Annotated in this window: 25 protein-coding genes; 15 read left to right on the top strand and 10 right to left on the bottom strand. The window is 64.1% G+C overall.

What is annotated here, in order from left to right:
* Positions 1-4: 4 nt before the first annotated feature.
* Positions 5-1,117, bottom strand: coding sequence for a cyclic nucleotide-gated ion channel (locus QA639_RS39535; protein ID WP_050382580.1), 1,113 nt, complete (start codon positions 1,115-1,117; stop codon positions 5-7).
* A 354-nt stretch (positions 1,118-1,471) separates the two neighbouring features.
* Here QA639_RS39535 and QA639_RS39530 point away from each other — a divergent pair, with 354 nt between their 5' ends.
* Entirely contained in the window at positions 1,472-2,140 is a 669-nt protein-coding gene (locus tag QA639_RS39530) for a Crp/Fnr family transcriptional regulator (protein ID WP_028336556.1), read from the top strand.
* A 29-nt stretch (positions 2,141-2,169) separates the two neighbouring features.
* Positions 2,170-3,045, top strand: a complete 876-nt coding sequence (locus QA639_RS39525) for a DUF6537 domain-containing protein (protein WP_028336555.1) — start codon at positions 2,170-2,172, stop codon at positions 3,043-3,045.
* A gap of 236 nt (positions 3,046-3,281) precedes the next feature.
* Here the strand turns inward: QA639_RS39525 and QA639_RS39520 are convergent, their stop codons facing one another.
* The 3 genes from QA639_RS39520 to QA639_RS39510 are packed head-to-tail and all read right to left on the bottom strand — an operon-like array spanning position 3,282 to position 4,090.
* A complete protein-coding gene (locus QA639_RS39520; RefSeq protein ID WP_028336554.1) occupies positions 3,282-3,500 on the bottom strand; it encodes a hypothetical protein in 219 nt (72 codons plus the stop codon).
* A gap of 49 nt (positions 3,501-3,549) precedes the next feature.
* The gene (locus QA639_RS39515) at positions 3,550-3,765 is read right to left on the bottom strand and encodes a hypothetical protein (RefSeq protein ID WP_028336553.1); all 216 of its coding nucleotides are present in this window, start codon (positions 3,763-3,765) and stop codon (positions 3,550-3,552) included.
* A 25-nt stretch (positions 3,766-3,790) separates the two neighbouring features.
* Entirely contained in the window at positions 3,791-4,090 is a 300-nt protein-coding gene (locus QA639_RS39510; RefSeq protein ID WP_244978454.1) for a hypothetical protein, read from the bottom strand.
* A gap of 186 nt (positions 4,091-4,276) precedes the next feature.
* On the opposite strand from QA639_RS39510, the gene QA639_RS39505 reads away from it, so the two are divergent.
* From QA639_RS39505 to QA639_RS39495, 3 genes are all read left to right on the top strand, one after another.
* The gene (locus tag QA639_RS39505) at positions 4,277-4,483 is read left to right on the top strand and encodes a hypothetical protein (protein WP_016847465.1); all 207 of its coding nucleotides are present in this window, start codon (positions 4,277-4,279) and stop codon (positions 4,481-4,483) included.
* Between the two features lie 91 nt (positions 4,484-4,574).
* Complete coding sequence (locus QA639_RS39500) at positions 4,575-4,937, top strand: PRC-barrel domain-containing protein (RefSeq protein WP_016847466.1); 363 nt, start codon at positions 4,575-4,577, stop codon at positions 4,935-4,937.
* A 211-nt stretch (positions 4,938-5,148) separates the two neighbouring features.
* On the top strand, positions 5,149-5,898 hold the full coding sequence (locus QA639_RS39495; protein WP_028336552.1) for a Crp/Fnr family transcriptional regulator: 750 nt from the start codon (positions 5,149-5,151) through the stop codon (positions 5,896-5,898).
* 158 nt (positions 5,899-6,056) lie between these two features.
* Here QA639_RS39495 and QA639_RS39490 read toward each other — a convergent pair whose 3' ends face one another.
* Entirely contained in the window at positions 6,057-7,463 is a 1,407-nt protein-coding gene (locus QA639_RS39490; protein WP_244978453.1) for a TAXI family TRAP transporter solute-binding subunit, read from the bottom strand.
* Positions 7,464-7,888: 425 nt separating this feature from the next.
* On the opposite strand from QA639_RS39490, the gene QA639_RS39485 reads away from it, so the two are divergent.
* Positions 7,889-8,242, top strand: a complete 354-nt coding sequence (locus QA639_RS39485) for a DUF3307 domain-containing protein (RefSeq protein WP_016847469.1) — start codon at positions 7,889-7,891, stop codon at positions 8,240-8,242.
* A 173-nt stretch (positions 8,243-8,415) separates the two neighbouring features.
* Positions 8,416-8,817, top strand: a complete 402-nt coding sequence (locus tag QA639_RS39480; protein ID WP_016847470.1) for a hypothetical protein — start codon at positions 8,416-8,418, stop codon at positions 8,815-8,817.
* Positions 8,818-8,824: 7 nt separating this feature from the next.
* On the opposite strand, the gene QA639_RS39475 is transcribed toward QA639_RS39480, so the two are convergent.
* Positions 8,825-9,160, bottom strand: coding sequence for a YkgJ family cysteine cluster protein (locus tag QA639_RS39475; protein WP_028336550.1), 336 nt, complete (start codon positions 9,158-9,160; stop codon positions 8,825-8,827).
* A complete protein-coding gene (locus QA639_RS39470; protein ID WP_028336549.1) occupies positions 9,160-9,858 on the bottom strand; it encodes a helix-turn-helix transcriptional regulator in 699 nt (232 codons plus the stop codon). The genes QA639_RS39475 and QA639_RS39470 overlap by 1 nt, the downstream gene beginning before the upstream one ends.
* 206 nt (positions 9,859-10,064) lie before the next feature.
* On the opposite strand from QA639_RS39470, the gene QA639_RS39465 reads away from it, so the two are divergent.
* Together QA639_RS39465 and QA639_RS39460 are read left to right on the top strand one after the other, a co-directional pair.
* Positions 10,065-10,298 carry a hypothetical protein gene (locus tag QA639_RS39465; RefSeq protein WP_028336548.1) on the top strand — a complete coding sequence of 78 codons (234 nt, stop codon included), beginning with the start codon at positions 10,065-10,067 and terminating at the stop codon, positions 10,296-10,298.
* A 64-nt stretch (positions 10,299-10,362) separates the two neighbouring features.
* A complete protein-coding gene (locus tag QA639_RS39460; RefSeq protein ID WP_028336547.1) occupies positions 10,363-11,094 on the top strand; it encodes a glutathione S-transferase family protein in 732 nt (243 codons plus the stop codon).
* A gap of 69 nt (positions 11,095-11,163) precedes the next feature.
* Here QA639_RS39460 and QA639_RS39455 read toward each other — a convergent pair whose 3' ends face one another.
* Positions 11,164-11,805, bottom strand: coding sequence for a pyridoxamine 5'-phosphate oxidase family protein (locus tag QA639_RS39455; protein ID WP_028336546.1), 642 nt, complete (start codon positions 11,803-11,805; stop codon positions 11,164-11,166).
* Positions 11,806-11,924: 119 nt separating this feature from the next.
* Between QA639_RS39455 and QA639_RS39450 the strand changes: the two genes are divergently transcribed.
* The gene (locus QA639_RS39450) at positions 11,925-12,818 is read left to right on the top strand and encodes a LysR family transcriptional regulator (protein ID WP_028336545.1); all 894 of its coding nucleotides are present in this window, start codon (positions 11,925-11,927) and stop codon (positions 12,816-12,818) included.
* On the opposite strand, the gene QA639_RS39445 is transcribed toward QA639_RS39450, so the two are convergent.
* Positions 12,815-13,270: a PaaI family thioesterase gene (locus tag QA639_RS39445; protein WP_050382599.1), complete on the bottom strand. Its 456-nt coding sequence runs from the start codon at positions 13,268-13,270 to the stop codon at positions 12,815-12,817. The two genes, QA639_RS39450 and QA639_RS39445, sit on opposite strands and share 4 nt — an antisense overlap.
* A 231-nt stretch (positions 13,271-13,501) precedes the next feature.
* Here QA639_RS39445 and QA639_RS39440 point away from each other — a divergent pair, with 231 nt between their 5' ends.
* Positions 13,502-13,888 (top strand): DUF6632 domain-containing protein, encoded by a 387-nt coding sequence (locus tag QA639_RS39440; protein ID WP_050382601.1) that lies wholly within the window; start codon positions 13,502-13,504, stop codon positions 13,886-13,888.
* 130 nt (positions 13,889-14,018) lie between these two features.
* On the opposite strand, the gene pobA is transcribed toward QA639_RS39440, so the two are convergent.
* The gene (gene pobA / locus QA639_RS39435) at positions 14,019-15,188 is read right to left on the bottom strand and encodes a 4-hydroxybenzoate 3-monooxygenase (protein WP_157342297.1); all 1,170 of its coding nucleotides are present in this window, start codon (positions 15,186-15,188) and stop codon (positions 14,019-14,021) included.
* Between the two features lie 268 nt (positions 15,189-15,456).
* Between pobA and QA639_RS39430 the strand changes: the two genes are divergently transcribed.
* The 4 genes from QA639_RS39430 to QA639_RS39415 all read left to right on the top strand — a co-directional run bounded on the left by QA639_RS39430 (position 15,457) and on the right by QA639_RS39415 (position 18,966).
* Positions 15,457-16,479 carry a TRAP transporter substrate-binding protein gene (locus QA639_RS39430; protein ID WP_050382605.1) on the top strand — a complete coding sequence of 341 codons (1,023 nt, stop codon included), beginning with the start codon at positions 15,457-15,459 and terminating at the stop codon, positions 16,477-16,479.
* A gap of 131 nt (positions 16,480-16,610) precedes the next feature.
* Positions 16,611-17,177, top strand: a complete 567-nt coding sequence (locus tag QA639_RS39425) for a TRAP transporter small permease (protein ID WP_050382608.1) — start codon at positions 16,611-16,613, stop codon at positions 17,175-17,177.
* A gap of 6 nt (positions 17,178-17,183) precedes the next feature.
* On the top strand, positions 17,184-18,500 hold the full coding sequence (locus tag QA639_RS39420; protein WP_028336540.1) for a TRAP transporter large permease: 1,317 nt from the start codon (positions 17,184-17,186) through the stop codon (positions 18,498-18,500).
* A 4-nt stretch (positions 18,501-18,504) separates the two neighbouring features.
* Positions 18,505-18,966: a DUF3237 domain-containing protein gene (locus QA639_RS39415; RefSeq protein WP_157342295.1), complete on the top strand. Its 462-nt coding sequence runs from the start codon at positions 18,505-18,507 to the stop codon at positions 18,964-18,966.
* The last annotated feature ends 13 nt before the right edge of the window (positions 18,967-18,979 follow it).

Genomic DNA, 18,979 nt, shown 5'->3' with positions numbered 1-18,979 from the left:
ATCATTATTGATTCTCACGTTCGCGCCGCTTGGCCTCGGCGTCGATGGTCTCGGCGAGATCGGGATGCCTTGCCATCAACAGGCGGAAATCGACCAGGTCAAGCACCAACAACCTGGTCACCTTGCTGGTCGAGACGCTGGCGCCGCGCTTGGCGTTGCCGAGCAATGCCATCTCGCCAAAGAACTCGCCTTCGCCAAGCTTCACCTTGCGCCCGGGCAGGTCGACCTCGACCTCGCCGGCGGCGACGAAATACATGCAGTCGCCATTGGTGTCCTTGCGGATGATCATGGTGCGCGGCGGCAGGTCCATGGTCCGCAGCATTTGGGTGACGTCGGCGATCGCGGCCGGGCCGAGATGCGCGAAGAACGGCACCTTGCTGACGGTCTCCCAGGTTCTCAAGAAATTGTCGCGACGGGTTTCTGCGGCAAAGCCGGTCGCCAGGATACCGGTCCACAGTCCGAACACGCCGAGGCCCGAGATCATCACCATGGCGGCGACCACGCGGCCGAGCGGGGTGATCGGCACCACGTCGCCATAGCCGGTCGTGGTCAGCGTCACCACCGCCCACCACAGCGCCGCCGGCACGCTGCCGAAGGTCTGCGGCTGGACGTCCCGCTCCAGGAAATATTCCGCGACGGAGGCCAGGAACACCACCATCAGGAAGATCACGAGCACGCTGAGCAGCGGCCCGGATTCCACCACCAGCACGCGCCGGAGCTGGCGCAGGCCGGGAATGCCCGGCACCACCTTGAGCACCCAGAGCACGCCGAGCAGCCAGGCGGTCTTCGGCTCGACGCCGGACAGCAAGGCGACCGGCACGGCCAGCGCGCCGATCGCGTCGACCACGCCGGCGCTCGACAGCGCGTAGAACCAGAATTTGCCCTGCCGCCCCATGTGGCGCAGCCGCACCAGCCATTCGAATACGAAATAGGCAAGGCAGGCCCACAGCAGCGCATCGACCCAGCGCGGCGCCGCCTCATGGGCCGGCGCGACCGTCAGCAGCGTCATCATCGCGACACCGGCCGCGACGGCGACATAGGCCGCCGTGGTCATGTTGCGGCCGGCGGTGGCGGAAACGAAGCGCGTCAAGGCCGGAAGGACGAGCCGCTTGGACATCGGAACGGAGCTTGCCTGTCGATGAACTGCTGGAATTGAGGCCCTGCGAACGGCGGAGCCGATGTCACAACGTGCCTCTCCCGGTTGAGGCCGTCAACGCGCAGGCCGTGGCGGGATGCTCGCGGCGAAAGACCCATCAGTTGGACGAAAGGCCTAACCATGTTGGCCCGATTTTGCGCCCGCGAATGTGAGAAATCGGACAAAACGTCGCTTTTTCCCCGTATATCAGGGATGCTGGTTCGCCGCTGCGACTCCTGTGTGACTAGGCAGGCGATTCGGGCAGGCAAACCAGGGCAGGAATGAAGCGACTAATAAGACGATCTTATTCACTTCTTGAGAATTGGCTGGTTTCCGATGGATACCTCACATCTCGCGCAGCACGCCGGCGCCGCCGGGAGTCTCTTCGCTTCGATTTTCGTGGTCGCCACGCTGTCAATGCGCACCATGATCCCGTTGCGCGTCTTCGCCATCCTGACCAACATCATCCTGATCGCGACCGCGATCCCGACGCACAATTACGCGACGCTGATTCTGCATGCCGTGCTGCTGCCGGTGAACACCTATCGGCTGCACCAGATGCTGCAACTTGTCCGCAACGTGAAAAGATCGGTCAACAGCGACCTGTCGATGGATTGGCTCAGGCCGTTCACGACGGAGCGCAAATGCACCGCGGGGGAAGTCCTGTTCTACAAGGACGAGAAGGCCGACAGCATGTTCTACATTGTCAGCGGCCGCTTCCGCCTGGTCGAATCGGGGATCGAGCTGCCGGTCGGCGCCCTCGTCGGCGAGTTCGGCATGCTGTCGCCGTCGAACACGCGAACCCAGACGCTGGAGTGCGTCGAGACCGGCATGGTGCTGTCAGTGACCTATGACCAGGTCGAGCAGCTTTACGTCCAGAACCCGGCCTTCGGCTTCTACTTTCTGCGCCTCGCCAGCGCCCGTCTGTTCCAGAATATCTCGACGCTCGAGCAGCAACTTGCACAGCACACGACCCCACAGGTTGCGGAGCCAAAACCTGCATGAGCCCCGTGACGAGTTCTGGAGGCGCCGCAGTGCCGGATGACGACGGTCTCCTGGCTTCGCTCCGTTACCTCTTTGCCGACATCATCGGCGATGAGGACGAGGGGCCGCCGGTGCTGCCCGACGCCTGCCCGGACCATCTCGGGCCGCCCGTCACCAAGGCCATCGACTTGTTGATCGCCTATCAGGGCACGAGCTACGCCCAGCTCTATATCGACCGGCTCAAGCGCTTCGTCGGCCGCCGCGGCGTCGACGACGCCCTGCTTGCCGAGATCGCCCGCCTGATGGCGGCGCGCATGGCGTATGAGGACGCGATCCGCATCGCGCAGCTCAAGCTCGGCGAAGTCAATGCGGTGGGCGGCCTTGCGGCGCGCTCGGCCGATGACGTCAAGAAGTTTCGCCTTGACGAGTTGATCGACGCCCTGCCGGCGGTGGTCGCCGATCCGGTGCTCGGCGTGCTGGAACAATTCGGCTGGCGGCGTCGCCGGGTCTCGATTCGCTTCAGCGCCAACAACCGCTTCAGCGTTCGCCGGCTCAGGATCGAGGCGGGCCTGAAGCGCTGGCGGCTGTTCTCGGGACGCTATGCCAGGGAGCGCGTCTGGGTCGAGCGCTGGCTGCACATGATCGACCGCAGCCTGACCAAGCAGCCGGGCGCCGCCCCGGCGGTCGTGCAGACCGCGACCATGATCCAGGGTTACGGCGATCCCTACCGCCAGGGCATCGCGGACTGGCACGTGATCATCGACGGGCTCGCCAAGCCGACCTTCGACGGCGTGCTCGTGCTTCCCGATCTTGCCGGCGCCATTGCGGAAGCGCGCGCCGCCACCATGCCCGATCCGCGGCAGGCAGCGCTGAAGCGCAAGATCGCGGAGATCCGCGCCCGGGCACCGGCGGTTGGCTCGCATTGAACGGGATTTTCAGTGCTGGACCCGTCATCCCCGCGCAAAGGCGAAGCCTTTGTCGCTGGAGGTGCGAGCCTTGCGGCGCAATTGCGCCGCTGGGCGAGCCTCGAAGGATGCACGGCCACAGACAGGCCCTCGCCCTTCGAGACGGCCGCCTTGCGGCCTCCTCAAGGTGACGGTGATAGCTCCCGCGTCATTGCGCGCGAAGCGAAGCAACCCATAGCGCCGCAAGCGGAGAACACCTACCGCTTGATGTGCGGCGGCTCGTCGTAGCCGCGGCGGCTGGAATAGAACAACAGGCCCATCAGGCCGATGCAAACAGCAGCCAGAACCGCAATGCCGATCGTGAACACCACGATGCCGTAGGTCGGCACCGGGACGTCCACAGTCAGGCCTTCATAGGCGTAGGCGCCGACGGCGGCCAAAAAGGCCAGCAGGCCGATGCTGATCGCAATGCGCATGCGTAGCTGCCTCTGCTGAGGGCCGAGGGCAACAGGGCAGCTGCGCCGGTTATCCCGCCGCGGCGGTGGCCTTGGCCAGCGCCTGCTGTCCGGCTTCGGTCAGCTCGGAGAGCGTCGTCCTGCCGCTCTTGGCGCATTTGATGATGTATCTGGCAACGCGGCGGCGGGTGTCATGTTCCTCGCCGTGAGCTGCGTCTGCGCAAACGCGATCGAGCGCAGCGTTCATGGCGAAGAGCGTGCGTGAGTCAAACCGTTCCTCGATCATCGCAGCTCTCCTTTGCGACTCGCGGCTACTTGCGGAACGTCAGCCATTCGCTGACTTCCATCACAGTCTCGGTCTGTCTGGCCTTCTTCATCAGCATTTCGCGTTCCCGTCCCGGCGGCAGCTTGCGCGCCGCAATGCGCGAATCTTCGGCGAATTTCTGCAAGCGGTTTTCGAACGATCCGGGAGGCCGCGACCTGTTGCGCTTCTTCTTGATCATGCCGTCTCCGAGCTGGAACAGCAATACTAGGCTTGTTCCCCGGACGCCGTCGTTAACCCATGACATCGGTCGAATTGAAAAACCGCGCGCCCCGAAATCGCGACCCAAGATCGCGACCTGGGATCGCGAAGATCGCAGGAACGATCTTCGGCGCTCTGCGTAACACCCGTGCGTTCGCTGCTTTGCTCCCCGAAAGGCGGTGGACCACTCCGGTGACGGGCCTCGGCGAATTTGATCGCCGGGGCCCTCATGTCTTCCAGCAAGGCAGCCAAGGAAACAAGAAGGACATAAGCAATGGCACATTCCAATCAGGGCATCGTGAAAGACAACAAGGGGCAGGAGCAGCCGGCCGACAAGCAGCGCGCGCAGGCCGCGCATAAGACCGACCCGCGAAAGTCGAATGCGCGCGAAGCGACGCGTGATCCGAAATTGAACGATGCCGACAAGACGCCGGGATCCGGCATGACATCGGACGACCGCGGCGATCCTCCAACGGGCTGAACGTCGTTCCGCTCTGCAGCAATCGCGGCAATGCGGCAGGAACGATGACCCGGGTCGACCGTTGGCGTCGAAGGATCAATGGAGAATTGACATGGCGATGGACGAGAAGGAGGTCGGAAACCTGATCGGCAGCGACAAGGTCGAGGGCACCGCGGTCTATGGCTCCGACGAGCGCAAGATCGGCTCGATCGAACGGGTGATGATCGACAAGAAGAGCGGGCGGGTGTCTTACGCCGTGCTTGGTTTCGGCGGCATTCTCGGTCTCGGCAACGACCATTATCCGCTGCCCTGGCAGTCGCTCAAATACGACACGAGGCTGGGCGGCTATGTCACCGGCGTCACCGAGAGCCAGCTGCGCGGCGCGCCGAAATACGGCAGCGAGCGCGAGTGGAATTGGTCCGATATCGGCACCACGCGCGCGGTGAACGACTACTACGGCGTGCCGTTCGTCTGAACGTCCCTTAGACGTCCCCTTGAGCGGGGGACCCGTATTTCACCGGTGGTACCCACCGGGAGCCGAGGTGTGTGTGATGCTCGGGGATGTAACCGTCGCATCCTTGGGACGTCTGTACACTAGTGAACATACGTCAATAGCTGTGCAAGGTAACATACGTAATTGAAGTCGGTCCTGCAGTTGCCCGATTAAACATGCGGGAGACCAATCGTTGGCGTCGCTAGTCCGGAAATTGGAGCAGTTTGCACGGCTTTCGCCGGTAGACCAGGTCCTTCTCAATCGCGCGTCTACCGAGCGCGTCCGCCATTTTGGTCCGCGGGTCGACATCGTCCGCGAGGGCGAGAAGCCGAAGGACGTCCATCTGATCCTGTCCGGCTGGGCCTATCGCTACAAGCAGCTCGAGGACGGCCGGCGTCAGATCGTGGCTTTCTTCCTGCCCGGCGACATTTGCGATGTGAACGTCTTCATCCTGCGCGAGATGGACCATTCGATCGGTACCGTCACGGCTGTGTCGATCGCCGACCTCTCCCGCGAATTCTTCGACAAGGTCGCAGCCGGACATCCGCGCATCGTGACCGCGTTCTGGTGGGAAACCCTGGTCAACGCGGCGATCCAGCGCGAATGGACCATGAGCCTCGGCCAGCGAACGGCGCTGGAGCGGATGGCCCATCTGCTGTGCGAGATCTGGCTCCGGCTGCGTGCCGCAGGCCTGACCCAGGGCGACAGCTGTGATTTCCCGCTGACCCAGGGCGATCTCGCCGATGCCACCGGGCTCTCCAAGGTTCACGTCAACCGAACGCTGCAGGAATTGCGCGCCGGCGGCCTGATCGTGCTCAAGGGAAAGACCCTGGTCGTCCCCAATCTCGAGCGGCTGATGCAGGCCGGCCTGTTCAACCCGAACTACCTGCATATGGATCACGAGGGCGCCGCTGCGACGCCGACGGACGCGGCGGTCGGGTAGTAGCCCGCTCCGCTGCGTGTCGCGAGAGCGCGGATGTATGGTTCACCGGCCGTTCAATATAGGCGGTGTCGTCCTGGCGAAAGCCAGGACGACAGTGGTGCATGTGGCGCGACCGCAGGGACGACAGTTGTATTTGTGGCGTGACCAACGGCTTGGTTTCACCCATTCGCCGCCTTCACCACCACGAGGTTCTCATCCGGCGTCGCCGGGTGGCGCTTGAGGTGATCGCGGCGCAGTGCGATCTCGTCGCGGACCAATTCGTAGCCGAGCTTGAACGTGTCCATTCCGTCGCCGGAAACGGTGCCGTCGCGCAGGCCGGTCACCGCGCCGCGCAGGATCGCCTCGAGCTCGTCCTGCAATTCGTCGAGATGCTCGGCGCAAGTGGCGTGCTCGACGCGCTCGCCGATGTCGAGGATCCTGCCCGCCAGCTCGCTGGCCTTCTCCGGTGCGACGCGGGTGATCTTGGTGTAGATCGCGGCGAAGATCGAGCCGATGATGCTGAGCGCGGCGGCGCCGAGATACATCACGTCGCTGTAGCGATCCATGAACGACTTGGTATCGTCGTTGATGTATTCGGCGGCGCCCTGATGGGCGACGATGAAGGCGTCCTTGTCGGTCGCCGCCGGCTCGATCTTGGAGGCGAAGCCGTCGTCGAGCGCGAGTTCCGACTTGTTCTCATAGATGATGCGCGCGAGCTCGGCGGCTGTCGTCGTGGACATCGAGGATTGCGCGACCAGCAGCCATTCCAGCCCGATGGTGTCGACCTCGTCATCGGGGATCGCCGGCGAGGACGACAGCATGCCGGTCGAGACCGTCTCCTCCGAAATCGCCGGGTATTTGCGCGCCAGCGCCTTGGCCGCGTCGATTGAATTCAGCGTGAAGCCGCCGGCGCGCTTGGCATATTGCTCGTAGGTCTTGTCCTTCACGATCTTCGAGGCATGCTCGATCGCGATCACGGCGGCAAAGCCGGAGGCGAACAGCTTGTCGAAAGGTGTGTTCGGCGGCGCCTGCTGTACCCGCTGCGCCGCGTCGGGGCTGTCGGCAATCTCGAGCGCGCTGCGGACGAAATTGACGCTGTTCTCGCCGTCGCCGACGACCGCGATCCGCTTCTTCTTGAGCTCGCTCAGCGATTTGATCTTCTTGCCGCCGGGGCTGAGCACCAGCACCACGTCATGCTCGAGGATCGCAATGGCGCGGGCACGCGGCGGCACCCTTGCATCGGTGCGCAGGATGGCAAGCGAGGCGTCGCGGCGATCGAATTGCGCCAGCGCCTTGGCGTTGTCGGGGTTCGGCGCGATCTTCAGCCGCAGCCGTGACGAATTGTTCTTCAGCACGGTGGCGAGCTTGGCGGCGAATTTCGCCTCCGGGCCCTTGGCATCGCCGACCGCGAACACCAGCGTTTCGGAATTGCGCAGCCAGAGGCGGCCGCCGATCACGGTGACCGCGCTCAGCAGCAGCGTCAGCAGGGTGAAGATGATGATCTGCGCGCGGTTGGTCTTGACGACCGGTTTGGCGACCGGTGGGCGCGGCGGCATCGGCGCAGGCGAGGGGGCTTCGGCACTCATGGCTGATTACCTGGCTCGTCACCCGTCCGGGACGGCCCGTTGCCGTAACCCGATCGGCGCGGCGCTGCCCGGTGAATCCGTAAATGGCTATAAAAGAAAGAAAATTTCCTATGTTGCCGACGATATACCTCCCCGGGGGGAATGCAAACCGGCTGCCGGCCGTAACCTTAATCTCGGCCGGCCTGCGCCGCGATGCCACATGACCATTGCCACTATCGACCGTCGGACCGAGATGTGATTTTCGAGGAGGCGCAGGTGCATTCCGCCGTCGGAGATGTCATAAATGAGACACGCTTCGGTCTGCGCAATTGTGCTGACGGCCTGACCCGGATTTCTTGCAATCACATTCATCGAAGTAAAAGGGCGTCAGCTTGTTGTTTCCTTCCATGTCATCGTCGGTGTCGGTTGGTGCCCTGGTGGGATGGATGTTGCTTCTCACCGCAAAGCACATCATCGCCGACTTCATGCTGCAGAACGCCTGGATGGCGATCGGCAAGGATCAGAAGACCGGCTGGGCGCTGCCGCTGCTGGCGCACTGCCTGGTCCATCTCGCGGTTGCCCTGGCGCTGATCCTGGTGGTGGCGCCGCGGTTCTGGTACGTCGCCTTCATCGACTTCGTGATCCACATCATCGTCGATCGGGCTAAGGGCATCTGCGCCTCGCATTTCGGCGTGACGCTGGAATCCGGCCATCCCTGGTTCTGGACCCTGATCGGGGTCGACCAGGCGCTGCACCACCTCACCGGCTTCGCGCTGTCGATCTATATGGCCGCGAACTGAGCGGGTTTCGCGCGCCTTTCCTCACATCCTGGGACCAGGAATCCAGATGCCCGCGACGCGGGCGGATGTGATTCGCGCGCAACGGGCAAGGCCCTCCGGAAGCGACCGGAAGCCGTGGTTAACCTTTCGTTAGAGGATTACGCGGCATCTTCCCGATCGAGGGGGATTTGCAAATGTTTTCAAGCCGCGACGCCTTCGAGAACGATGCCTGCCCGGTTGCCGACGATCTGCTCGGCCAGATGTACCGCGCCAATCCGAACGGGCTCTCGTTGCTGGTTGCCAATGTCGCGCCCGACGTCAGGGCGAGGCTCGCGCTGTTCTGCTATCGCCGCAGCCATCTGCACGCGCTCGCGGTGGCGATTGCTTCGAGCTGCAGCGAGTGGGAGCTGGCGAATTCGGGTGGCCGTGTCGGCTCGACGCTCTACGCGCTGTCGCGCGAGCCGGCCCGCGCCGCGACCGTTTCGCATGGTGGCCGCAAGCCGATCACGCTGTCGACCAAGCCGCTGACGACCTTCGCGCCGATCGTCGATGACGAGCTCGACGACGAGGACGTCAGCGACAGGGTCACGGCGTAACGTCTGGTCAGATCGGCTGCGCGCTCGCGATGAGCGGCAGCCCGTGCCGGCGCCGCGCCATCGCGCATTCCGCGTCGCCCGGCTGGCAGGTCCGGCATACCTCCGGCCGCACCGCATAGACTTCGCAGCGCGTTGCTTCTCCGACCCGGCCCGCTAGCGCCGAGCAGCGATCGCCCTCGCAGCGCATGCCTGATTGTCGCGCGTTGACGAATTGCGGTGGGATCAGATCGAGCTGCGCGTCGTCCTCGATGGTGAAGCGCGGCCAGTTCTCCGAATAGCTGCAGCAGGCGCCGCAGGACTGGCAGGGGTTTGCGTCGGCTGCGTCGGTCGCGTTGTCAGCCATCAGGTGTCCCTCGGCGCTTCCCAGACCAGGCTGCGGCGCCAGCGCGCCCTGAGCAGGTCGCGCCGCTCCGGATATTTCTCGTCGTGATAGACCGCCGTGACCACGCGGTCGGTGCGGAAGCTGCGGAAATCCTTGCGCAGCTCGCACCAGGCGGCGAGCAGCCGCACCGCCTCGTGATAGCCGACCGCGATCGGCCAGATCGTGCGCTCGCTATCGCGGCCATGCTCGTCGCGATAGTTCAGCGTGATCTTCTTGCCCTCATGGATCTGGCTGCGGGTCCTGACCATGTCGATGCGGTCGGGCTCCCGGTTCCAGGCCGAGCGGGCCCGGCTCGCCGGCTCAAGCACGAACGGCCGCAGCCGGTCGGGCACGGTCTCGGCGATCTTGGCCATCAGGTCCTCGGCCGCGCGCGCCAGCGCCGGATCGGCGTGGCCGACCACCCATTGCGCGCCGAGCACGCAGGCCTCGATCTCGTCGGGTGTCAGCATCAAGGGCGGCAGGTCGAATCCCTTCTCCAGGATGTAGCCCATGCCGGCCTCGCCGCGGATCGGCACCCGCTGCTCGATAAGGCTGGCGATGTCGCGATAGATCGTCCGCTTCGATGTCTCGAGCTCGGCTGCGATTGCATCGGCAGTCAAAGGCTTACGGGTGCGTCGGAGCACCTGGATGATCTGAAACAGCCGGTCGGCGCGTCTCATGGCAACTCTCTCGATCGCTCTCTTGGCACGTGTCTGGTCGAGTGTCTCGGTAGCTGTTTCGGCAGCCGTCTTGACGAGTGTCTTGACGGGTCTCGTCTCTCTCGGTGCGCAGGCTTTTCTGGGCCCCGGCCGGCTACTGCTGACAGCATGTTGGCAGCAGGTGGGGGCTATATCAGGACAACACCTCAAGTGAAGGGAATTTGTCCATGACGAATCTTGACGAACTCGGTTTCCGGCAGGCGCAAGGCTTTGCGCTGGAACAGCTGGTCACGGTCTACTCCACTTCCGGCGACCTGCGCTGGGCCCTGGTCGCGCTGATCGCACAGTCGATCAGCACGGTCTGGTCCTACGGGCGGGCACGGCTGGTCAAGCGCGTTCGCGAGGCGGTTCGCCGCCTCGCACCCGTCGGCCCGTTCGACAGTGAATGCCACTACTGCTGACACCATGCTGGCAGCAGGGGACGGCTAGCTTCAATTCACGACCACAGGCGATCGGGAGCTTCATATGATTACGCTTTTTGGCTTTGGCACGGGCTTCGGCTTGCCGGAAATCAGCCCCTTCGTGACCAAAACCGAGGTCCAGCTCAAGATGGCCGGGCTCGACTATCGCAAGGAGAAGGCGATGCCGCCGGCCTCTCCCAAGGGCCAGCTGCCGTTCATCGCCGACGATGGCGAGACGATCGCCGATTCGACCTTCATCCGCGCCCATATCGAGGGCAAATACGGCTTCGATTTCGACGCGCCGCTCAGCCTGCAGGCGCGCGCCCAGGCTTGGGCCTTCGAGCGCATGATCGAACATCACGTCTACTGGGCGCTGGTCGGCGCGCGATGGGTCGACGATACCAATTTCGCCAAGGGGCCCGCGCATTTCTTCGACGGCGCGCCCGACCATATGCGCGACAAGATGCGCGAGGACGCCCAGTTCCGCGTTGCCGAGAACTATCTGCTGAGCGGGCTTGGCCGCCACGGACCTGACGAAGACGTCGATCTCGCGATCCGCTCGCTGTTCGCGCTGGCGGTCCAGCTCGGCGACAAGCCGTATCTGATGGGTGATGCGCCGTGCGGCACCGATGCCACCGCGTTCGGCGCGCTGGCGGGAATCCTCACCCCGTTCTTCGATTCGCCGCTGCGCGAGCGCACCGAGAAGTTCGACAATCTCACCGCCTATGTCGGCCGGATGATGCGGCAATATTATCCGGAATTCGCCTGGGCGCCGCTGCAGCAGCAGGCGGCCTAAAGCGCGATCGCGCTTTAGGTTTAGTTCGGGGCATGATCCTTCCGGAAAACCGCTTCGCACTTTTCCGAATCATGCCTGGGCCGGCGCGGCAGGAGCGGGCTGGCCCTTCAATGCGGCGAGCTCCGCCTCGAGCTCGGCGATGCGCTGGTCGCGCGAGGCCAGCGCCGCCGCCACATCGGCCGCGTCGAACTTCTGCGGAATGTGCTGCGGGCAGTTGGTGTCCCACGCCGCGACCTTGAACAGGATCACCTGCTCGGGCCGCGCCCGGTAACCCTGCGGCATCAGCGCGCGCGTCAACGCCGGATCGTCCTCCACCACATTCGCCTCACCCCACAGCTTGACGCGGCGGCGGTGCGCATAATCCATCACGAAGATATACGCTTTCGCATTCTCCGACAGATTGCCCTGCGTGATGAACTGGCGGTTGCCGCTGTAATCGGCGAACGCGATGGTGTGCTTGTCGAGCACCTTGATAAAGCCCTTCGGCCCCCCGCGATGCTGGATGTAGGGCTGGCCGTCGGCCGATGCGGTCGCGAGATAGAAGCTGTTCACCTCGCTGAGGAAGCCGACGAGGTTCTCGTCGATCTCGCTGCGCCAGCCGCCATGCGCCTCGACCTCGGCGTAGGTGGCGCGCGAGCCCTTGCGGGTCTGGATCGCCTTCACCGCCGGACTGAATGCGACGTCGCTCGGATAGCTGTGACCATCTGACATCGGTGCCTCCCGTGACGGGCGCCTTAAGCGGTTGTCCTCACTGCTTAAGATGGACATTCCTAGATCGTAAGCAATCTTGTGCATTGACACTTCACTGTTGCCAATTATGCAATAGTGCCATGGACCGGATCGACGCCATGCAGGCCTTCGTCGCGGTGGCGGACCTCGAGGGGTTTGCCCCCGCCGCCCGCAAGCTCGGCCTGTCGCCGTCCGCCATCACGCGGCTGATCGCGGCGCTGGAGGAGCGGCTCGGCGCGCGGCTGCTGCAGCGGACCACGCGGCAGGTGACGCTGACCGACGCCGGCTCGCGCTATCTGGAGCGGGCGCGCCGGATCCTCGCCGATGTCGAGGAGGCCGAGGACGCGGTCGAGAACGAGCGCACCCGCCCCGAGGGGCGGCTGGTGATCTCGGCACCGTTCGGCTTCGGGCGGCTCCATGTCAGCCCGGTGGTGAGCGCCTATCTGAAGCGCTATCCCGGCGTCGGCGTCGATCTGCGGCTGTCCGATCGCAGGATCAATCTGGTCGAGGACGGCGTCGACCTCGCGGTCAGGCTTGGGCACCTGCCGGATTCGACGCTGGTGGCGCGGCATGTCGGCCGGATGCGCCGCATCGTGGTGGCGTCGGCCGGCTATCTCAAGCGTCGCGGCGAGCCGAAGCGACCGGCGGACCTCACCGCCCACGACACGATCCAGTTCGGCGCCATGACCGCGACGCCGGATTGGCGTTTCATGGAGGATGGCCGCGAAGTCCGCATCACCCCTACGCCGCGCTTCACCAGCAACAGCTCGGACGCCGCCATCCAGTACGCCGAGCAGGACGGCGGACTGACCCGGGTGATGGCCTATCAGGCCGCCGAATCGCTGAAGGCGCGGCGGCTCCAGATCGTGCTCGCCGAGTTCGAGCAGCCGGCGGTGCCGATCCACGTCGTCTATCCGACGACGCGGCTGTTGTCGGCCAAGGTGCGGACCTTCATCGATCTCGTGACCGAGATCACCGACTGGTATTTCGACTAGCTCACCGGCGGCTTCTTCGGCACCACGCGGAAGGTGCCGCTGGCGCGCGCGATGGTCACGCCGTCGGCCTTGATCAGGCTCTGCGCGAAGCAGATCGTGCTGCCGGTCTTGATCACGTCGCTCTCGATCGCGAGCCATTGCCCGACATTGGCGGAGCCGACGAAATCGACCGCGAGCGAGATCGTGACGAACGAGGTGGTCCAGCCGGTCGCCTGGCCGCAGCTATAGCCCATCGCGTTGTCGGCAAGGGCTGCGATCAGACCGCCATGGATCAGGCCGCGGCCGTTGGTATGCGGCCTCGCCAGCCGCAGGCCGATGATGACGGCACGCTCGGTCTTCTTTTGGTAGAGCGGCTCCCAGGGCTCGGTGAGCGGGCTCTTGCGGAACAGCGGCTCGAAGCCTTGAGGGACGTCTTGGGGATTGTCGGGCACGACTTGCGTATCGGTGGTCATCTGAAGCTCGCATATGACGTTGCGTTGATGCCATTGAACGCGATGTCGATGACGGTTTCACCGCCTACAAAGTTTTAAACGGGATTTGCACGGCTGTTTGAAGCTCGCTCGCGCCGGGTGCGGGATACAATATCAGCATCGCGGCCGCTTCCCAACCGTGACGCAGTTCACGCGCATCCCGCCGCAGTTTGTGACATGCTTCGCGCCGCGTCCATGGCATGAGGAGAGACCATGTCGGCCGTGACCCGCCTGACCTATCTTCGCATCGCGCTCGTCGTGGTCGGTCTGATCGCGATTTTCGCCGTCTATCCGCTGTTCCAGCTCTGGCCGTCCGGCTGGTCCTGGGGCCACGGCCATTCGCATTACCCGATGATGATCGTCGGCATCTATGCGACGCTCGGCGTATTCCTGCTGCTCGCCGCGCGGGATCCGCTGCAGCACCGCAGCCTGATCTGGTTCACGGTGTGGTCGAGCGTCGTGCATGGCGGCATCATGGCCGTGCAGGCGGTCAGTGACGAGGCCGAGCGCGGTCACCTGCTGGGCGACGTCCCGGCGCTGTTGCTGATCGCGCTGGTGCTGGCCTGGCTGATGCCGAAGCCGGCCGTGGCGGCTGCCTAAGCACAGGCATCACGTCCCGTCATCCTAGGAGGCGCGTAGCGCTGTCTCGAAGGATCGACGGCCACCGGCCGGGCCGTGCATCCTTCGAGGCTTGCTGCGCCGCCGGGATGACGAAGCCGGCAGTCGGTGATCAGAACGGCAGTCCCACATAATTCTCCGACAGCGAGGTTGAGGCCGCCTTCGAGCTGACGAGGTAGTCGAGCTCGGCGATCTGGATGCGCGCGGCGAATTCGCCCTCGTCGGGGAATTTGTGCAGCATCGAGGTCATCCACCAGGAGAAGCGCACCGCCTTCCAGACCCGCGCCAGCGCTTTCGCCGAATAGCCATCGATGCCGGCGGAGGATTTCTCGTCGTAATATTCGCGCAGCGCCTGCGACAGATAATGCACGTCGCTGGCGGCAAGGTTGAGGCCCTTGGCGCCGGTCGGCGGCACGATGTGCGAGGCGTCGCCGGCCAGGAACATGCGGCCGAACCGCATCGGCTCGGCGACGAAGCTGCGCAGTGGCGCGATGCTCTTTTCGATCGAGGGGCCGGTGACGATCTCGTCGGCGGCCTTCTGGTCGAGGCGCCGCTTCAATTCGTCCCAGAACCGCTCGTCCGACCATTGGTCGACATGATCGTCGAGCGGGCACTGCACGTAATAGCGGCTGCGGTGGGTCGAGCGCATCGTGCACAGCGCAAAGCCGCGCGCATGGTTGTTGTAGATCAGTTCCGGCGAGACCGGCGGCGTCTCCGAGAGGATGCCGAGCCAGCCGAACGGATACACCCGCTCGTAGCTGGTGATCGCCGACGCCGGTACGCTGGCGCGGCTGATGCCGTGGAAGCCGTCGCAGCCGGCGATGAAGTCGCAGGCGATCTCGTGGGTGACGCCGTCCTTGACGTAGCTGACGCGCGGATGATCGGTGTCGAAATCAAGCGGCTTGACGTCGGCCGCCGAGTAGATCGAGGTCAGGCCGGCCGCCTTGCGGGCATTCATCAGGTCGAGCGTGACCTCGGTCTGGCCGTAGATGGTCACGGTCTTGCCGGTCGAGCCATGCAGATCGATGCGGTGCCGCGCGCCGCCGAACGCCAGTTCGAGACCGTGATGGATCAGGCCCTCCTGGTGCAGCCGGGAAGCGGCACCGACGCTCTCGAGCAGCGACACGGTGCCTTCCTCGAGCAGCCCGGCGCGAATCCGTCCCAGCACATAGTCCGGGGTCTGCCGCTCAAGAATGATGTTGTCTACGCCGAAAGTATGAAGTAGTTGCCCAAGCAACAGTCCGGCCGGACCTGCACCAATGATTGCTACTTTTGTCCGCAATACCTTGTCCTCCCGATCGGATAGGCTTTTAGCCGGTGCCCGCGCCGTCAACTTGCCAAGGCAACTATATCATATAACGGTTTTGGCAAGACGGATTTGCGCGCGACGCACGTTCGCCGCAGCGCAAGATGCGGCGGCGTGGGACCGGGGCGGAGGGTGCGACGAGGCGTCCGCCCGGCGGATTTCGTCTTGAATATCCGTCTGAATTAGATAACATGTTAAGTAATGAGGCCGGGCACCAAGCTCGCCCTGGAGAGGAGGAGACGTGATGAGGAAAACAGTGTTGGCGGTGTTGATGGCCGCCGCCATCGTGCCGGCTGCGCGACCTGCTGTCGCGCAGGACAAGACCGTCAATCTCAAGGTGTCGCTATGGGTGCCGCCGGCGCATCCGCTGGTGCCGGCGACCCAGGCCTGGGCCGCCGACATCGAGAAGGCATCGGGCGGCACCATCAAGGTCACCGTGTTTCCGTCCGAGCAGCTCGGCAAGGCGTTCGACCATTACGACATGGCGCGCGACGGCATCGCCGACGTCACCTATGTCAATCCCGGCTATCAGCCCGGCCGTTTCCCGATCGCGGCCGCGGGCCAGCTTCCGTTCACCTTCTCCGACGGCAAGAAGGGCACGCTGGCGCTGAACGAGTGGTACCACAAATATGCGCCGACCGAGATGAAGGACACCAAGCTGTGCTTCGCCTTCATCCACGATCCGGGTGCGCTGCACGGCAAGAAGAAGATCGTGCTGCCGAGCGACCTCTCCGGCGTCAAGGTGCGGCCCGCGCAGAGCACCATCGGCGAGATGGTGAAGATGTTCGGCGGCACCAATGTGCAGGCCTCCGCGCCGGAATCGCGCGATGCGATCGAGCGCGGTGTGGCCGACGAAATCACCTTCCCCTGGGGCTCGATCTTCCTGTTCGGCATCGACAAGGTGGTGAAGTACCACATGGACGTGCCGCTCTATTCGACGGTGTTCACCTACAACATGAACCTCGCCAAATATAATTCGATGTCGGCTGCCCAGAAGAAGGTGATCGACGACCACTGCACGCCGGAATGGGCCTCCAAGGTCACCGACCCCTGGACCGATTTCGAAGCCAATGGCCGCACCAAGATGAAGGCGCTGGAAGGCCACGAGGTCTATCCGCTGACTTCGGATCAGCTCGCCGAGTGGAAGAAGGCGGTCAAGCCGCTGCGCGATAGCTGGGCCGAGGCGGTGAAAAGGGCCGGCGGCGATGCGGCAAAGATCGGCGCCGATCTGGAGGCCACGCTGAAGAAGTTCGAGGCGGGGATCTAAGGCGCTGCCGAGGCAAATGAGGTCGTCATGCCCGGGCTTGTCCCGGGCATCCACGCCTCACTGCTGAACGGTAACGAAGACGTGGATGGCCGGGACAAGCCCGGCCATGACGCGGGGTGGGATCTCGAAGCATGGCTGCCAATTCCGAAGTCTCCCAAGACGGCGTCATCACCGGCCCACCCGAGCCGGCGCGCAAGAATTTCATGGATCGCTTCATCGATTCGATCGAATGGGTCGCGGCCTTCTTCGTCGGCGTCGTCGCGCTTAATACCTTCACCGCGGTGTTCATGCGAAAATTCTTCGCGGTGACGATCCCCGACTACTACAATTTCGGCCAGTTCCTGCTCGGCATCCTGATTTTCTGGGGCATTGCGGCGACGAGCTATCGCGGCACCCACATCACCGTGGATCTGGTCTGGGCCAACGCCTCGCCGCGCTACCAGCGCTGGATCGACATCTTCGCGACGCTGGTGCTGCTGTTCGTGGTGAGCGTGCAGACCTACACGCTGGTCGACAAGGTGATCGACACCAGGAACAGCCATATCGTCACCATGGATCTCGGCGTGCCGGTCTGGCCGTTCTTCCTGGTGTCGTGGATCGGCGACGTCTCCGCGGTGCTGCTGATCGCGATCCGCACCTACCGCCTGATCTTCCATCCGGAAGATATCCATGATGCCAAGATCAAGACCGCGGAGTAGACGGCCATGAGTCTCGACCTCAGTCCCGAGACCGTCGCCGTTATCGGCTTTGTCAGCCTGTTCGTGCTGATGCTGCTCCGTGTCCCCGTCGGCATGGCGATGGGCCTCGTCGGCATCACCGGTTTTGGCTATCTCACCGGCTTCGCGCCGGCGCTCAAGCTGGTCGGCCAGACCACGATGCGCACGGTGACGGATTATTCCTTCGGCGTGATCCCGATGTTCTTGCTGATGGGCGCCTTCGTGTCGGTCTCGGGCATCAGCCGCGAGCTGTTCCGCGCCGCCAACACTTTCGTCGGTCATTGGAAGGGCGGGCTCGGCATTGCGACGATCGCAGCCTGCGGCGGCTTCGCCGCGATCTCGGGCTCGTCGGTCGCGACCGCCGCGACCTTCTCGGCCGTGGCCTATCCCGAGATGCGCCGCTTCGGCTATCCGCAATCATTCGCCGCGGGCGTGATCGCGGTCGGCGGCACGCTCGGAGCGATGCTGCCGCCGTCCACCGTGCTCGCGGTCTACGGCATCATCACCCAGCAGGACATCGGCAAGCTGTTCATCGCGGGCGTGGTGCCGGGCCTGCTCGCGATCCTGATGCACATGATCACGATCGGCATCATCGGCGTGACGCGGCCCGGCTTCCTGCCGGCGGGAAAGAAGGCGTCGTGGCACGAGCGCTTCGTCGCGCTACGTGACGTCTGGTCGCCGCTGCTGCTGTTCCTGTTCGTGATCGGCGGGCTCTATGGCGGCTTCTTTGTCCCGACCGAAGCCGGCGCGGTTGGCGCGGTGGGCGCCTTCATCATCGGTATCCTGCGCGGCAAGCTGACCAGGGAAGGCATCCTGCAATCGCTGCTGCAGGCGACGCGCACCGCCGCCGCCGTGTTCACGGTGCTGATCGGCGCGCTCTGCTTCGGCTATTTCCTTACCATCACCCAGACGCCGCAGCACGTCACCGAATTCCTCACCGGGCTCGGCATCGGCCCCTATGGTGTGCTGGCGCTGATCCTCCTGATGTATCTGGTGCTCGGCTGCCTGATGGACGCGATGGCGATGGTGATCCTCACCGTGCCGATCGTGTTTCCGGTGGTGACCGCGCTCGGCTTCGATCCGATCTGGTTCGGCATCATCATCGTCATGACGGTCGAACTCGGCCTGATCCATCCTCCGGTCGGTATGAACGTGTTCGTGATCAAGAGCGTGATCAAGGACGTCAACATGTCGACGATCTTTGTCGGCGTGCTGCCGTTCGTCATCACCGATTTGATCCGGCTGGTGATCCTGATCCTGTTCCCTCTGCTCGCGACCTGGCTGCCGCAGCGCATGATTGGTTAGGCTTATGAATCCCGAGCTTGAGACCAGATACGTCTTCACCATCACCGCCCGGATCGCGGAGGTAACATCCGCCGGCGACATCGGCACCGGCATCCGCCGCATCATTCCGATCATCGGCGGCGAGGTGAGGGGCGAGAAGGTCAACGGCAAGGTGCTGACGTTCGGTGCCGACTTCCAGATCATCCGGCCCAATGAGCTGATCGAACTGGAGGCGAAATACGCCTTCGAGACCGACGACGGCGCCGTCGTCTATGTCGCGAACAAGGGCATCCGCTTCGGGCCGGTCGAACTGCTGCAGAAGCTGAAGCGCGGCGAGGCCGTCGATCCGAAGCTGATCTATTTCCGCACCGTGCCGAAATTCGAAACCGGCGCCGAAAACTACCGCTGGCTGATGCAGCACATCTTCGTCGGCTCCGCCGCCCGCCACGCCGACCGCGTCGTGATCGACGTGCATCAGGTGCTTTAGTTTCGCACTCTTG

Source organism: Bradyrhizobium pachyrhizi, assembly GCF_029714545.1.
Classification (GTDB): Bacteria; Pseudomonadota; Alphaproteobacteria; order Rhizobiales; family Xanthobacteraceae; genus Bradyrhizobium; species Bradyrhizobium pachyrhizi.
Note: the sequence above shows the minus strand (reverse complement) of the source record. Positions and strands in the feature narration are given on the sequence as shown.